Below are 15,275 nucleotides of genomic sequence, written 5' to 3'. Positions count from 1 at the left end.
CTCCGCTACATTAACATTGTTGGATTAAAATCAATTGAGATTTGTAGCTCTTTTTGCATTTCTGCTTGATAATGTTCATTTACCATTTTGAGCACGTTCTTTAAGTTTGGTTCCCGTTTGTATTTTATCATGCATTGATAACGATATCTATCTTTTATCCTTGGAATTGCTGAAGCAACCGGTCCTAACACCATCGTTTGCTGCGTGCAGTGCGCTCGTAAATGACCGACAATTTTTTCCGTCACTTGCACTGCCTTTAATAATTCTGGATGAGATACTGTTACAAGTACAACATAGTAATAAGGTGGATATTGTCTTGTTCGTCTCATTTGCATTTCTTGGTCAAAAAACACATCATAATGTTGGTTCTTTGCTAATTCTATACTGTAATGTTCTGGCGTATACGTTTGAATTATAACTTCCCCTGGCAATTCATGTCTGCCTGCCCGTCCACTTACTTGGGTCAATAACTGATACGTCTTTTCACTCGCTCGAAAATCAGGTAAGTGAAGCATCGTATCTGCAGTTAAAACCCCGACAAGCGTTACTTTAGGAAAATCTAATCCTTTCGCAATCATTTGTGTTCCAAGTAGTATATCTGCTTTTTCTTCCCCGAACGCCTTTAATAATTTTTCATGCATTCCTTTGCGACTTGTCGTATCTACATCCATTCGAATGACTCGTGCCTCTGGAAATAGTTTTGTAATTTCTTCTTCTACCTTTTGTGTACCTGTACCAAAGAAACGAATATATGTACTTTGACAAGCAGGACACTCAGTCGGCATATTCTCTTCGTGACTGCAATAATGACATTTTAAACGATGGTTCATTTTATGATATGTCAGCGAGATATCACAATGCGGACATTGTACAACATACCCGCAATCACGGCACATAACAAATGTAGAATGACCTCTTCTATTTAAAAAGAGCACCATCTGTTCTTTCTTTTCTAATCGATTTGCTATTTTTTCATGCAGTGCCTTCGAAAACATGGAACGATTCCCGTCACGAAGTTCCTCACGCATATCAACAATCTCTACTGTTGGTAAAGCTTGTTCGTTCATACGTTTTTCCATCGTTAGTAATTCATACACACCTTTTTTCGCCCTTGCAAACGATTCAAGTGTCGGTGTTGCACTACCAAGAACAATAGGACATTTATGATATTGTCCCCTCCACACAGCTACATCCCTTGCATGATACCTCGGATTATCTTCTTGCTTATAGCTCGATTCGTGCTCCTCATCAATAATAATAATCCCTAAATTTTCAAAAGGTGCAAATACGGCTGAACGTGCACCAACTACAACTTTCACTTCTTTTCTTAAAATCTTACGCCATTCATCATATTTTTCTCCAACAGACAGCGCACTATGAAGAACCGCAACTTGCGAGCCAAATCTACCTTTAAAACGATCTACCATTTGAGGCGTTAGTGCAATTTCAGGAACAAGCACAATAGCTTCTTTCCCTTTCGCAAGCACCGCTGCTATAGATTGTAAATATACTTCTGTTTTTCCGCTTCCTGTAACACCATATAGTAAAAATGGATTGTAAGTTTCATTTGTAATTGATGATAAAATCGGTGTAATAACTTGCTTTTGTTCCTCCGTAAGTGGGAATGGTTTCGTTTGTTCAAAATCATCATCGTCATACGGATTCCGATATACTTCCACATACTTTTCTGAGATTATCCCTTTTTTAACAAGTGCTTTAATCGGAGCATCTGTTATTTGCAGCTCTTCTGTTATCACTTTCAACGGTACACTTTTATAATTTTCCACAAAATAATAGAGTACATCTTGTTGTTTTTTACTTTTCAGTTCAAATGCTGCTAATTCCAATTTATCTTCTGGCAACTCCGGTTGGACGACTCTTTGTTTCTTCTTTTGCACTTTATCTTTTACTTGATAAACAACTTCAATCGTGCCATTTTTAATTTCTTGTTGAATCGTGCCGTATAGATGTGGCTGCCTCTCAATAACTTCCCAATCTATCGCTTCTTTGTCCTGAAATAAAAACAGTAGTTCAGGTGCTACTTCTTCTTGTTTACGAAGTTGTAGACGCTTTTTATACGTCGCTTTTATCGCCGTTGGAAGCATGACTTGAAAGGCTGAAATCATATAACATAACGTTTCGCTTGTAAGCCAATATCCAAGCTTTAATAATTCCTCGTTTAAAACTGGTGTTACATCTAATATTTCATGGATTGTCTTTAATTTCTTACTTTCTACTTCAGCCGAATCTTTGATCCCAATAATAAAGCCTTGCAATTTCCTTGGGCCAAATGGAACTACTACACGCATGCCTGTCTGGACAATATCTTCCCACTTTTTAGGGATAATATAATCAAATGGTCGATCTGTCTGACGTGCAGGTACATCAACAATTACACTTGCAAATTTCATAGACGATCATCTTCTAACATCATTTCAATTTGCTTTAATATTTCACGAGCAACCTCTTTCTTCGTTAAAAGTGGCAACTCTATAACTTCTCCATCTTTTCTATACATTGTTACAATGTTCGTATCTGTACCAAATCCAGCTCCTTGCGCCTTTACATCGTTCGCAACAATCATATTCGCATTTTTCTCACGTAATTTTTTTGTTGCGTATTCTTCTACATTTGTCGTTTCAGCCGCAAAACCGATCAGTAACTGTTTGTCCTTCATCTCACCTAACGTTTTTAAAATATCTACTGTTCTCTCGAGTTCGATTACAGCATCACCATTTTTCTTTTTCATTTTATTATCATGAACATATTTCGGGCGATAATCTGCAACTGCTGCTGTTTTAATGACAACATCTACGTTTTGATACTGTTGCAGAACTATTTCTAACATATCTTGTGCAGATTCCACTTGTACCGTATTTACATGTAATGGCGGGTTTAATGCTGTCGGTCCCGAAACAAGTATGACATCAGCACCTAAGTCCGCTGCCACTTCCGCAATTGCATATCCCATTTTCCCAGAAGAAAAATTGGTCATAAAACGCACTGGATCAATCTTTTCACGAGTTGGGCCAGCAGTTATTAATATTTTTTTTCCTTGCAATGGTTTTTGTTCTGAAAAAGCCTCTTCTAACCGTGCAATAATTGCTTCCGGTTCTTCTAGTCTCCCCCTCGCTACATAACCACACGCTAAAAAACCTTCTCCAGGCTCAATAAATGTATATCCTAACATTTTTAATGTCATCATGTTTTTTTGAACAATTTTGTTTTCATACATATGCACATTCATAGCAGGTGCAATCCACACTGGGGCTGTAGCAGCTAACAAAGTAGTTGTAATCATATCGTCTGCAATACCGCCAGCTAACTTCCCAATACAATTGGCAGTAGCAGGTGCAACAAGTACTACATCTGCCCAATCTGCTAAATCGATATGTGCAATAACAGCTGAGTCTTTCTCATCGAATGTATCTGTATATACGTCATGGCGAGAAAGTGCTTGAAATGTAAGAGGCGTAACAAACTTCATTGCCGACTCACTCATCATTACTTTTACAATAGCACCAGCTTGTGTCAATTTACTAGTTAACGCAGCCGCTTTAAAGACCGCAATGCCTCCTGTTACACATAGAAGTATCTTTTTCCCTTTTAGCATATGGCTCGTCCTCTTTCTTTTTCAAACTTATAATACTGAAACAGAATTCCCAGCTCGTCAGTACCAATATTTCTTCCCTATCGTAAAAAAATAACAACCTACTTGTAAATAGGTTGTTACCGTTACATAGAAAATTATAAAGTCTATGTTTTAATTTGTCGAAAAGAATGTCTTAATCGATGATTTTGCCTTCGCTTGGTACATATTTTAATACTTCTGCATCGATTTCTTCAAGTGATTTACCTACACATTTATGAGAAACAGGTTGCTCGATAACACAGTTATCAGCAAGTTGCATTTCACGCGCACGTTTTGCAGCTACTGTTACAAGTGTATATTTAGAATCGATTTTTGTTAATAATGAATCAATTGATGGATTTAACATAATTATAGACCCTCCGTCATTTCTTTATAATATTTTGCTACTCTTTCGCGGCGGCAATGTTCACCAACCACAATTGCTTTAATTCTTTCACAAGCTAGTTCAACTTGATCGTTTTCTACAACATAGTCGTAAGCGTCCATCATTTCGATTTCTTCTTTCGCTACCGTTAAACGATTTTCAATAACATCTTCAGTTTCTGTACCACGACCGACAATACGGTTCTTTAGTTCAGATAAACTTGGAGGTGCTAAGAAAATAAATACACCTTCTGGGAATGCTTTCTTAACTTGAATTGCTCCTTGCACTTCAATTTCTAAGAATACATCTTTTCCTTCTTGTAATGTTTTTTCAACATAGTCAATCGGTGTTCCGTAATAATTACCTACGAATTCAGCCCACTCAAGTAATTTTTCGTTACGAATCATTTCCTCAAATTCTTTTCTTTCTTTAAAGAAATAATCCACACCATCTACTTCACCTTCACGTGGCTTACGTGTCGTTACTGAAATTGAGTACTGAAAACGTGTATCCTCATGACTAAACAGCTCTTTTCGAACCGTTCCTTTACCAACCCCAGAAGGTCCTGAAAGAACGATGAGCAATCCTCTTCTACTTCTCATAAATATGTAAAACCTACCCTTCCTCACTTAAATCTTCTTTATTATTCAAACGATGTGCAATCGTCTCTGGCTGAATTGGACTTAATACCACATGCCCATCATCCATAACAATAACCGCCCTTGTTTTTCTCCCATACGTAGCATCAAGTAAAGCATTATGTTCGCGTGCTTCCTGTACTGTTCGTTTAATAGGAGCTGACTCCGGACTTACAATAGCAATAATTCGATGAGCAGATACAATATTTCCGTATCCAATATTTAAAAACCGCATGGCCATAGTTTGCGCCTCCTAGTAAGTCTATCCGATTTCTCCACCACGTATAACTTTATATATTTTTTGAAAGCTACTCAATATTTTGTACTTGTTCACGAATTTTTTCAAGGTTATTTTTCATTTCTACAACATATTTCGAAATTGTTAAGTCATTTGCCTTAGAACCAATCGTATTAATTTCTCTATGCATCTCTTGCACGATGAAATCCATTTTCCTTCCAACAGGCTCTCCAATCTGCAGTGTTTCACGAAATTGCTCTAAATGACTTTGCAAACGAACTAACTCTTCGTGAATATCACAACGCTCTGCAAAGATTGCGACTTCTGTTAACAATCTTTGTTCATCTAGTTCTTGATTATGTAATTCTTTTAAGCGATTTTCTAATCGTTCACGATATTTTTGCGTAACAATCGGTGCATGCGGAATAATTGCATTTACACAATTGTGAATCTCTTGTAAACGATACGCTATATCTTTATGTAATCGTTCTCCTTCGCCATCTCTCATCGTTTTTAACATATGAGCAGCTTGGCGAACAGCCTCATATAAACTGTTCTCAAATTGTTCATTTACATTTTCTACTTCTTCAATCGCTGTTACTTCTGGCATTGCCATTAATTGCTGAAGTGTAATAGAATCTTGTAATTGAAATTTTCCTTTTATATCTTCCATAATCGATTGGTACTGCTCAAGAAGCGACCAATTCACACTTAATTTTCTTTCAACAAGCCCTTCACCCGTTATACTAATAGACACTTCAATGCGTCCACGCCGAACTTGCTCTGCAATTATTTTACGAATTTTGTCTTCAAATACCATCATTTGCTTCGGAAGTCGAATACTCATCTCTAAAAAACGGTGGTTCACCGATTTCATTTCTACTGTAATTTGAAAAGTATCATTTTCTACTTTCGATCTTCCAAATCCTGTCATACTACAAATCATTTTTATCACATCCAAGCCATGAAATAACTCAATGAAAAAGGTAATAGAGACAAGGCTCTACTACCTTCTGTAAATTATATCACATTTTCATATCATTGACTATTTCAAGTTTAATCCCTTCTTATATAATACTGGCTTTTCCTTCTTCCCCTTTTTCCCTGTTAATAAAGAACCTACTAGTAAGAAGGTCGGAATTGATGACAAACCTCCAATTAACAACCAATCTCTCGCTTGTATTGGCATTGTACTAAAGATCGGTTGTAGTGGTGGGTAATATATAACCACCAACATTAACAGTAAAGAAATGATAACCGCTCCTACTAAATACACGTTCCCAAACGGATTACGGTGGAAAATAGAATGTTCACTTCGGCAATCAAATACATGAATAAGTTGCGCAAGCACCAACGTCGCAAACGCCACAGTTTGTGCATATTTTAGTTCATTTGGATGTTGATTATATGCAATAATAAACGCCACTAACGTCACTGCCCCAATTAGAAAGCCACGACTTATAATTTTCCAGGCAAGCCCTCTAGCAAATACCCCTTCTTTCGGATGACGCGGCGTTCTCTTCATCACGTCTCCTTCCGCCTTATCCAATCCTAATGCCATCGCCGGTAAACCGTCAGTAACTAAGTTCACCCATAAAATTTGAATGGGAACCATTGGCAGCGGTAATGCAAGTAACATGGCAAATAACATGACTAAAATTTCTCCTACGTTTGATGCTAATAAATAACGAATAAACTTACGTATATTCTCGTATATATTTCTACCTTCTTTAATTGCTGATTTAATCGTAGCAAAATTATCATCTAGCAAAACAAGAGAAGAAGCTTCTTTCGCAACGTCTGTTCCTGTAATTCCCATCGCTATCCCAATATCCGCTGTTTTTATAGCCGGAGCATCGTTTACTCCATCACCTGTCATCGCTACTATATGCCCTTTATTTTGCAACGCCTTAACAATTTTCAATTTATGTTCAGGTGATACTCGAGCAAATACATACGTATCTTCTACAACACTTTCTAGTTCCTCTACATCCATATTCGCGAGTTCTACTCCTTCAACAACACGTCCACCAGGTGGTAAAACCCCTAATTGTTCCGCAATTGCCATTGCTGTCACTTTATGATCTCCTGTAATCATCACTGTTCGAATACCAGCTTCTCTGCACTCTTTTACAGCCTGTTCTACCTCTGGTCTTGGCGGATCAATCATTCCCTGTATCCCGACCAACATAAAATCTTTTTCAACGTCTCGTTCATGTTCAATAGAATCTGTTACTTTTAATGGCTTAAATGCAACTGCAATTGTTCGAAGCGCTTGACTACCTAAACTATGAATAGCCGCCTGTACTTCTTTTCTATACAACTCACTTAACGGTTGTTGCTTATCCCCCCATAAAATCGTTTGACTCATTTGCAGGAGGACATCTGGTGCTCCCTTCGTAACAAGAAATTTTTTCCCCTCTCTATCTCGCACAATAACACTCATCATTTTTCGAGTTGAATCGAATGGAAATTCACGAATAATTTCAAATTTCCCTTTCAGTGCCTCACGCGTTATCCCCGCTTTCATTGCTGCAGCTACAAGTGCTCCCTCAGTTGGATCTCCATCTAATACATACGCCTTTTTCTTTTGAATAATATTTGCGTTATTACATAGTAAGCCAAATGTAAGTAGTTGATACAGTGCTTTTGTTTTAGCTGGATCGAATTCTTTTTCACCTTTCAAAAAAGAACCATTAGGTTCATATCCTTGCCCCGTCACTTTCCATAACTCTCCACCTGACCACATATGTGTCACCATCATTTTGTTTTGCGTCATTGTTCCTGTTTTATCAGAGCATATAACAGAAGCGCATCCTAACGTTTCTACCGCTGGTAACTTCCTTACAATTGCCCTCTTTTTAATCATACGCTGTACACCAAGCGATAAAGCTACTGTAACAATTGCTGGTAACCCTTCAGGAATAGCAGCAACAGCTAGCGACACGCCTGCTAAAAACATATGATACACTTCATTCCCTTGATACACACCGGCTAATACGACAAGTGCTGTCAAAATAAGAGCCACAATAATTAATATTTTTCCGAGTTGCTCTAATCTTCTTTGCAGTGGTGTTTCCATTTGCTCTGCATTTTGTAACATATTTGCAATTTGACCCATCGCTGTATTCATACCCGTCGCTACAACGACCCCTGTTCCAGCTCCTCGTGTAATCATCGTACCCATAAAAGCCATATTTTTTTGATCACCAATTGAAACATCTTGCCCTTGCAGAGCTTCTACCTTCTTCTGCACCGGTACTGACTCTCCTGTCAAAGCTGATTCTTCGATATATAAACTCGATGCCTCAACAAGACGTACATCCGCTCCAATACGATCACCACTAGAAAATTTAATAACATCCCCTAAAACGAGTGCTTTAGACGGTGCCTTTACCCACTTTCCATTCCGCAGTACAGTAACTTGCGGGGCGGCTAGCTCTTTTAAAGCTTCCAATGACTTTTCAGCCTTTCTTTCTTGGAAAAAGCCGAGAATACCATTGATAATAACAATTGCCACAATCGCAATAGAATCAATGTATTCCCCTAAAAAAGCCGAAACGATTGTTGCACCAAATAAAACAAGTACCATGAAATCTTTAAATTGCGCTAAAAAGACCATTAGTGCAGAAGGCCTTTTTGCTTCATCCAATTCATTTGTACCAAATTTCTTTATTCGCCCTTCTGCTTCTTTCTCTGTCAGTCCAACCTTCACATTCGTATTCGTTCTTTCTTCTACTTCATGTGCGCGCATTCCATACCAGTTCATCCTGCTATCGACCTCCTGATTCCAGACATACTCTATTGAAAGCTTATTCAGCCTCGTCCAAAAAAATGCTATAATTAACTTTTAGTTAGAAAGGAGTGTTCATTTATGGCATTCGATGGATTATTTACAAGAGCAATTACACATGAAATTGCAAATTCTCTTTACACAGGAAGAATTTCTAAGATATACCAACCTTCAAAATACGAGATTTTATTACATATTCGAGCAAACGGAAAAAATCAAAAACTGATTCTTTCCGCTCATCCGACATATGCACGTTTACACTTAACAAATCAAAATTACGATTCACCTGCACTTCCGCCAATGTTTTGTATGCTTCTTCGTAAGCATTTGGAAGGTGGATTCATTGAAAAAATTGAACAAATTGATTTAGAGCGCATTATTCAAATTACAGTTCGCAGTAGAAATGAAATTGGTGACGAATCGCAAAAAACATTAGTAATTGAAATAATGGGACGACATAGTAACATCATTTTAGTAGACACAAAAACAAACAATATTTTAGATAGCTTAAAACACGTTTCTTTAGCAGTAAACCGACATCGAACTGTATATGCTGGAGCGGAATATGTTGCACCACCAGCACAACATAAAATTAACCCACTTCAGATCGAAACAAATGATGAATTTATTAGACCGCTAGACTTTCTATCTGGAAACATGGATAAACAGCTTGTCGGCACCTTTACGGGAATATCGCCGTTATTTGCAAAAGAAGTAGTGAAAAAAGCAGGTATGGTAAATGAAAAAGCATTAGCGGACGCATTTTTCTCCATACAAAAACCTTTACTAACCCATACATATTCACCAACAATGACTACTTCAAATGGGAAAGAATTCTTTTATCTTTTCCCTCTTGCACACTTGCAAGGAGAAAACAAGACATTCTCATCTGTTAGTGAATTGCTAGACCGTTTCTTTTTCGGAAAAGCAGAGCGCGACCGTGTAAAACAACAAGCTTATGATTTAGAGCGCTTTATGCAAAACGAAAAAAATAAAAATGAGAAGAAGCTCATTAAACTAGAAAAAACATTACAAGATGCCGGAAAAGCAGATAAATATCAGCTATTTGGAGAACTACTTACAGCCAATATGTACGCTTTGAAAAAAGGTGATAAAGATATTGAAGTCGTTAACTATTACGACGAAAATGGCGGAACTGTAAAAATTACATTAGATCCTTTAAAAACACCATCTGACAATGCGCAACGCTATTTTCAAAAGTACCAAAAAGCGAAAAATTCAGTTGTTGTTGTAGAAGAACAAATCGAAAAAACAAATGAAGAAATTCTTTATTTTGATAGCTTACTTCAACAAATGGAAGCTGCTTCTTCAAAAGATATTGAAGAAATTCGTGAGGAATTAGCTGAAGAAGGTTATATGCGCAATCGTAAAACGAAAAACGCAAAGAAAAAACCTACCAAACCAGTATTAGATAAATATTTTGCAAGTGATGGTACAGAGATTTTCGTTGGTAAAAACAATAAACAAAATGATTATTTAACAACTAAGTTTGCCCGTCGTGATGAAATTTGGTTACATACGAAAGATATACCTGGGTCTCATGTTGTCATTCGTTCTCTTGAACCTACCGAAGAAACTTTGTTAGAAGCTGCTAAAATCGCTGCCTATTTTAGTAAAGCAAAAGATTCTAGTTCTGTTCCTGTAGATTTCACCAAAGTACGCCATGTCAAAAAACCGAGTGGTGCAAAGCTTGGGTTTGTTACGTACGATAATCAGCAAACCGTATATGTAACACCGGATGCTGATACTGTAATGAAATTAAAAGCGTAAATATAAAAAATGCGTTGTTTATAAGCAACGCATTTTTTATTTTTTTTCAATTTAGTTGCTATATCCATTCAATATTGTCAAAAAAATTGACAGTGTCATTTCACGTTTGTATAAATTTTTTTACAGCATGTAAATAAAGTACGAGGGTAACTCCAATCAATATTTTTTTATCCCCCTGCTATTTATTGAAGCAATCTGGATTTTATGAATAAACCGTCTCCCGCAAATGGTGGGCTATTTTCTTATCTCCCCTAAAATATATGTTTTCCCTACTATCCTTTCTTCAAATATACATTTTGGCACACTATTTGCTTTATTCAATACTGTGAATAGGGGGAATGAACATGATTTTAAAAATTAATAAAATCCAAAATCAACTACAAAACTATGAAATTGACGGATTACTGATTACAAAAAAAGAAAATCGCCAATATGCAACAGGCTTTACAGGTAGTGCTGGCGTCGTCTTAATCTCTGCGGATAAAGCTGTTTTTATCACTGATTTTCGCTATGTAGATCAAGCGAAATCACAAATAAAAGATGCTGAAATTATTATGCATACAGGAAATTTAGAAAAAGAAATTGCAAATCAAGTATCGAAATTAAACATTCAAAAACTCGGAATTGAAGAAAACAACATGACATTGCAACAATATAAAAACTTACAAAAATACGTACATGCGGAAATGGTTCAAGTGTGCGAAATCATCGAAAATATTCGTATCATTAAAGACACGCCTGAAATAGAAACAATGAAAATCGCAGCTAATATTGCTGACGAAGCATTTCACCACATCCTTACGTTTCTAAAACCAGGAATTAGTGAAAATGATGTACGAGATGAATTAGAATTTTTCATGCGAAAAAAAGGGGCTACATCCTCTTCCTTCCAAATCATTGTAGCTTCTGGCGTCCGTTCTTCACTTCCTCATGGAGTTGCATCAAATAAAATAATCGAACGAGGCGACGTCGTTACATTAGATTTCGGTGCACTTTATAATGGATATTGTTCCGATATAACACGTACTGTAGCAATTGGGGAACCGTCAGAAGAATTCAAAAAGATATACAATATTGTACGAGAAGCGTTAAAACGTGGGACGGAAGCAATTAAACCTGGGGAAACTGCGAAAAATATCGATGATATAACGAGAGATTACATTACAGAACATGGATACGGTCAATATTTTGGACACTCTACTGGTCATGGTCTTGGGTTAGAAATTCATGAGCCTCTCCGCTTATCCCAAGAAAGTAAAGCTACTTTAGAAGAAGGTATGGTTGTTACAGTGGAACCAGGCATTTATATACCAAACTGGGGCGGTTGTAGGATTGAAGATGATATTGTCATTACAAAAGACGGATATGAAGTTATTACAAAATCAAATCGGGAACTAATTGTTATCCCTTGTTAAAATCATAGCCTTTTTAAAGGAGTTTTTCGTTGCACATAGAATTCTTTCTCTGGAGTCATCGTTTAAAGAGGGGGAATTTAAATTGAATTTTGTAATTGATAAAATAGATGGTTTACAGCCTGAATTTTCAAAACTTGTTTCCATGATGAATTATGCTCGCTACACAACAATGCAAGCGGTGGAAGGTTTAACAATTGAAAAACTTGATTATTTGTATGATGAAGAAGCAAATTCAGTCGGCATGTTATTGTACCATATGGCCGCTATTGAATTTTACTACCAGATTCATACTTTTGAAGACCGTGAACCTACGGAGGCCGAGTTAGAACGGTGGTTACCTGCTATTGAGTTAGGAGCTCTTGGCCGCGAGAAAATAAAAGGAAACTCTATAGAATTTTACATAAACACATTACAAGAAATACGTTCTAAAACGATCGAGACTTTTCAATCGTTACCTGATGAATGGCTATTTAAAACGACAGACTTTTGGTATGACAAACCAGCAAACAACTACTTTAAATGGTTTCACGTTTTTGAAGATGAAATCAATCATCGCGGACAAATTCGTTTAATTAAAAAGATGCAAAAAGCTCCTTCAGTAAAATGAGAAAATGCCACCGAATAAGGTGGCATTTTCTTTTATTCATTAGTGAATAGCTTTTCATTTACTTTTTTGGCGACTACCGCTACCAACGTTAAAATGCATATTAAATATATCAATTTCGCAATAAATAACCACCCTTGAAACATTACAATTCCATCTATTATCTCATTTCCTTTCAATAACAAAAATGGAATCGTGCTTATTACAATGATAAACTCGATGCTGAAAACAATTTTCTTTTTTCGGCTATATGCCTTCCATTCTTTCCAGCGATACATAGGTGCAAAAATCAATACTCCTATACATAATATAACTGGCACCCATTCACTTTTAAGAAATTGCCCTGAAACAACTGATAATAGTAAACAAACGAGCACGCCATAATACCCTATTCTCTCTCTCATTCATAATCCCCCATTCTACTTCTTCTTTAATATGTAACTTGCTATGCTTATAACAATTTTTAGAAAAATAACTACTACAATGACAATATAAAGACCTTTTACAGACGACATCCATTCTTGAAAAATAGACATTTTCTCCATTTGCTTCTGCCCTTCTATTAAAATAAACCCTACGACAAACGAACTAACAACAATGATACCTATCATAACTCCAATACTTTTCTTACTATATTGTTTCATATCATCCCAGTTATATAAAAATATAAACACAAACCCGAAAACAGATATGATACTGATCCATTCATTGTTTGTAAACAGGTTTAAAATGATTAATAGACTACAAGATATAACGAATCCCCAAAATCCAATTTTTTTGTGCATAAGCCCTCCTTAAATTCCATTTTTAGGATTAATTGTATTGTAACATCCATTTACTATTACAGTACATGAAATTTCACTTTTTCTTTTTCCTATACTCACATACTTTCACTGCTTTCATACAATGAACTACACGAACGCCTAAAGGATGTGAATGTTATGGGAGTTGAATTAACGCTGTTACATGCTCTCTATATTCTTTGTTTACTCACTATTATTACCTTTTTTATTCTCCGGAAAGATACGACGATTATTTGTATCGTTTTTATCTTTTTATTAGCATTAACTGCTACAAGTTCTATCCCTCTTGCCATTAGCGGTATTTTTCAAAGTTTCATTTATGCTATTACTGAACTATTACCAACTATATTAATCATCTCCATTATCGTATCCATGAGCAATCTACTCGTTCATACTGGCATAAATGATACGATGATTTCACCATTTACAAAGATGATTCGTACCCCTACCCTCGCCTACTGGATTATCGGCCTTTTAATGATGACTATTTCTTTCTTCTTTTGGCCTTCTCCGGCTGTCGCCTTAATGGGAGCTATTTTATTGCCTGTCGCTGTACGCGTCGGTCTCCCCCCAATTGGAGCTGCCATTGCTATGAACTTATTCGGGCACGGCATCGCCTTATCTGGAGACTTCGTTATTCAAGGTGCACCGAAATTAACAGCAGATGCTGCTGGTCTTCCTGTTTCCAGCGTTGTTTCTGCCAGTGTTCCGCTCGTTATCGTTATGGGCATTGTGACAACTTCCGTCGCATTTTTCTTCTTACGAAAAGAATTTCATACAGGCTTATCGATGCAAGAATCTATTCCATCAACCGAGTCTTCTAAAACGCTCACTTCATTATCTTCTCGGACAAAAAAATGGCTCGCTATTTGCATTCCAATCATATATGCCATCGATATCCTTTGCATGATTCAATTTAAACTACAAGGCAGCGACGCAACTGCACTTATCGGCGGGACGACTGTTATTATGATTATCATCATCTCCCTTATCGCCTACAAAGGTAATGGACTAAATAAAACGACCGATTATTTTATAGAAGGGCTACAATTTGGATTTAAAATCTTTGGTCCAGTTATCCCAATTGCCGCACTCTTTTATTTAGGAGATAGCGGGTTTGTGAAAATTATCGGGGACTATTTACCGAAAGGTTCACATGGAATCATTAACGACTTAGGGATCGCCTTATCTCAAACTGTCCCTTTAAACCAATATGTATCAGCGGGAACATTAACTATCGTTGGTGTCATAACAGGCTTAGATGGATCTGGCTTTTCTGGTATATCACTTGCTGGTTCGATTGCCAATCTTTTTGGAACAGCACTTGGGCATGGAACAGCTACATTAACAGCACTTGGACAAATTGCTGCAATCTGGACCGGAGGCGGGACTTTAATTCCTTGGGCGCTTATTCCTGCCGCTGCCATTTGTAAAGTGGATCCGTTTGAACTTGCACGTCGAAACTTTTTACCAGTTATGATTGGCTTAATTGTAACCACCATCGTTGCGATGTTTATCCTATAACATAAGCAAGTGTTCTCTTGCTTATGTTTTTTCATTGTAAAATTCATCATGAATTATTGGCTTTCAAAAGGGATTATGTATATGTTAGCGAAGTTATATTAGGAGAGTATTTATTTCAAAACGTTTACGAGAAACAGATTACTTCCATTCGAAAAGGGGACATAACTATGAATGAATTGATTTTCGTCTTATTAATTTGTCCATTACTTATCTTTATCGTTTCTGTTATTGGAACACGCAAGACGAAAACGTATTACGTCATGCCGATTGTAACGTTTGCTAGTTTTTTAATAATAGGTGTTATCGCCTTTACTCCAAAATTTTTCTTTTGGGTTGGCATGTACAGCATCTTCTCATTTATTGTTTCTTATATGACGCTATTGTTTGTGAGAGGATATGAGGTTGCGGAAAATGCTAAATAGTTATTAACGAGGAGATTGTCATATGATTCTT

Annotated in this window: 14 protein-coding genes; 5 read left to right on the top strand and 9 right to left on the bottom strand. The window is 36.7% G+C overall.

Features of this window, described 5'->3' with window-relative positions; genetic code table 11:
• Positions 1–5: 5 nt before the first annotated feature.
• The 7 genes from priA to MR113_RS07615 all read right to left on the bottom strand — a co-directional run bounded on the left by priA (position 6) and on the right by MR113_RS07615 (position 8,661).
• The gene (priA, locus tag MR113_RS07645) at positions 6–2,411 is read right to left on the bottom strand and encodes a primosomal protein N' (RefSeq protein ID WP_242253076.1); all 2,406 of its coding nucleotides are present in this window, start codon (positions 2,409–2,411) and stop codon (positions 6–8) included.
• Positions 2,408–3,613, bottom strand: a complete 1,206-nt coding sequence (gene coaBC, locus MR113_RS07640; protein WP_242253074.1) for a bifunctional phosphopantothenoylcysteine decarboxylase/phosphopantothenate--cysteine ligase CoaBC — start codon at positions 3,611–3,613, stop codon at positions 2,408–2,410. The genes priA and coaBC overlap by 4 nt, the downstream gene beginning before the upstream one ends.
• A 172-nt stretch (positions 3,614–3,785) precedes the next feature.
• Positions 3,786–3,998: a DNA-directed RNA polymerase subunit omega gene (rpoZ, locus tag MR113_RS07635; protein ID WP_000933965.1), complete on the bottom strand. Its 213-nt coding sequence runs from the start codon at positions 3,996–3,998 to the stop codon at positions 3,786–3,788.
• Between the two features lie 2 nt (positions 3,999–4,000).
• Positions 4,001–4,618 (bottom strand): guanylate kinase, encoded by a 618-nt coding sequence (gene gmk, locus MR113_RS07630; protein WP_242253065.1) that lies wholly within the window; start codon positions 4,616–4,618, stop codon positions 4,001–4,003.
• Between the two features lie 13 nt (positions 4,619–4,631).
• Positions 4,632–4,895: an extracellular matrix/biofilm regulator RemA gene (remA, locus tag MR113_RS07625; protein WP_001251456.1), complete on the bottom strand. Its 264-nt coding sequence runs from the start codon at positions 4,893–4,895 to the stop codon at positions 4,632–4,634.
• Between the two features lie 67 nt (positions 4,896–4,962).
• Positions 4,963–5,838, bottom strand: coding sequence for a YicC/YloC family endoribonuclease (locus MR113_RS07620; RefSeq protein WP_242253063.1), 876 nt, complete (start codon positions 5,836–5,838; stop codon positions 4,963–4,965).
• Between the two features lie 99 nt (positions 5,839–5,937).
• Complete coding sequence (locus tag MR113_RS07615; RefSeq protein ID WP_242253062.1) at positions 5,938–8,661, bottom strand: calcium-translocating P-type ATPase, SERCA-type; 2,724 nt, start codon at positions 8,659–8,661, stop codon at positions 5,938–5,940.
• 105 nt (positions 8,662–8,766) lie between these two features.
• Between MR113_RS07615 and MR113_RS07610 the strand changes: the two genes are divergently transcribed.
• The 3 genes from MR113_RS07610 (at position 8,767) to MR113_RS07600 (ending at position 12,498) form a co-directional block, all read left to right on the top strand.
• Positions 8,767–10,476, top strand: a complete 1,710-nt coding sequence (locus MR113_RS07610) for an Rqc2 family fibronectin-binding protein (RefSeq protein WP_242253046.1) — start codon at positions 8,767–8,769, stop codon at positions 10,474–10,476.
• A 344-nt stretch (positions 10,477–10,820) separates the two neighbouring features.
• A complete protein-coding gene (locus tag MR113_RS07605) occupies positions 10,821–11,891 on the top strand; it encodes a M24 family metallopeptidase (RefSeq protein ID WP_242253035.1) in 1,071 nt (356 codons plus the stop codon).
• 82 nt (positions 11,892–11,973) lie between these two features.
• Positions 11,974–12,498, top strand: coding sequence for a DinB family protein (locus MR113_RS07600; protein ID WP_242253033.1), 525 nt, complete (start codon positions 11,974–11,976; stop codon positions 12,496–12,498).
• 32 nt (positions 12,499–12,530) lie between these two features.
• Here MR113_RS07600 and MR113_RS07595 read toward each other — a convergent pair whose 3' ends face one another.
• On the bottom strand, positions 12,531–12,899 hold the full coding sequence (locus MR113_RS07595; RefSeq protein WP_242253031.1) for a YoqO family protein: 369 nt from the start codon (positions 12,897–12,899) through the stop codon (positions 12,531–12,533).
• Positions 12,900–12,914: 15 nt separating this feature from the next.
• Complete coding sequence (locus MR113_RS07590) at positions 12,915–13,280, bottom strand: YoqO family protein (RefSeq protein WP_242253029.1); 366 nt, start codon at positions 13,278–13,280, stop codon at positions 12,915–12,917.
• 156 nt (positions 13,281–13,436) lie between these two features.
• Here MR113_RS07590 and MR113_RS07585 point away from each other — a divergent pair, with 156 nt between their 5' ends.
• Both MR113_RS07585 and MR113_RS07580 read left to right on the top strand, forming a co-directional pair.
• The gene (locus tag MR113_RS07585; RefSeq protein ID WP_242253024.1) at positions 13,437–14,822 is read left to right on the top strand and encodes a hypothetical protein; all 1,386 of its coding nucleotides are present in this window, start codon (positions 13,437–13,439) and stop codon (positions 14,820–14,822) included.
• Between the two features lie 167 nt (positions 14,823–14,989).
• Positions 14,990–15,244 (top strand): YbeF family protein, encoded by a 255-nt coding sequence (locus tag MR113_RS07580; protein ID WP_001003934.1) that lies wholly within the window; start codon positions 14,990–14,992, stop codon positions 15,242–15,244.
• Positions 15,245–15,275: the final 31 nt, after the last annotated feature.

The organism is Bacillus cereus group sp. BfR-BA-01379, from assembly GCF_022663605.1.
Classification (GTDB): Bacteria; Bacillota; Bacilli; order Bacillales; family Bacillaceae_G; genus Bacillus_A; species Bacillus_A mobilis.
Note: the sequence above shows the minus strand (reverse complement) of the source record. Positions and strands in the feature narration are given on the sequence as shown.

Excerpts from the sequence above, each read along its gene's own strand:
- priA (WP_242253076.1), bottom strand. The coding sequence starts at position 2,411 with ATGAAATTTGCAAGTGTAATTGTTGATGTACCTGCACGTCAGACAGAT.
- coaBC (WP_242253074.1), bottom strand. The coding sequence starts at position 3,613 with ATGCTAAAAGGGAAAAAGATACTTCTATGTGTAACAGGAGGCATTGCG.
- rpoZ (WP_000933965.1), bottom strand. The coding sequence starts at position 3,998 with ATGTTAAATCCATCAATTGATTCATTATTAACAAAAATCGATTCTAAA.
- gmk (WP_242253065.1), bottom strand. The coding sequence starts at position 4,618 with ATGAGAAGTAGAAGAGGATTGCTCATCGTTCTTTCAGGACCTTCTGGG.
- remA (WP_001251456.1), bottom strand. The coding sequence starts at position 4,895 with ATGGCCATGCGGTTTTTAAATATTGGATACGGAAATATTGTATCTGCT.
- MR113_RS07620 (WP_242253063.1), bottom strand. The coding sequence starts at position 5,838 with ATGATTTGTAGTATGACAGGATTTGGAAGATCGAAAGTAGAAAATGAT.
- MR113_RS07615 (WP_242253062.1), bottom strand. The coding sequence starts at position 8,661 with ATGAACTGGTATGGAATGCGCGCACATGAAGTAGAAGAAAGAACGAAT.
- MR113_RS07610 (WP_242253046.1), top strand. The coding sequence starts at position 8,767 with ATGGCATTCGATGGATTATTTACAAGAGCAATTACACATGAAATTGCA.
- MR113_RS07605 (WP_242253035.1), top strand. The coding sequence starts at position 10,821 with ATGATTTTAAAAATTAATAAAATCCAAAATCAACTACAAAACTATGAA.
- MR113_RS07595 (WP_242253031.1), bottom strand. The coding sequence starts at position 12,899 with ATGAGAGAGAGAATAGGGTATTATGGCGTGCTCGTTTGTTTACTATTA.
- MR113_RS07590 (WP_242253029.1), bottom strand. The coding sequence starts at position 13,280 with ATGCACAAAAAAATTGGATTTTGGGGATTCGTTATATCTTGTAGTCTA.
- MR113_RS07585 (WP_242253024.1), top strand. The coding sequence starts at position 13,437 with ATGGGAGTTGAATTAACGCTGTTACATGCTCTCTATATTCTTTGTTTA.
- MR113_RS07580 (WP_001003934.1), top strand. The coding sequence starts at position 14,990 with ATGAATGAATTGATTTTCGTCTTATTAATTTGTCCATTACTTATCTTT.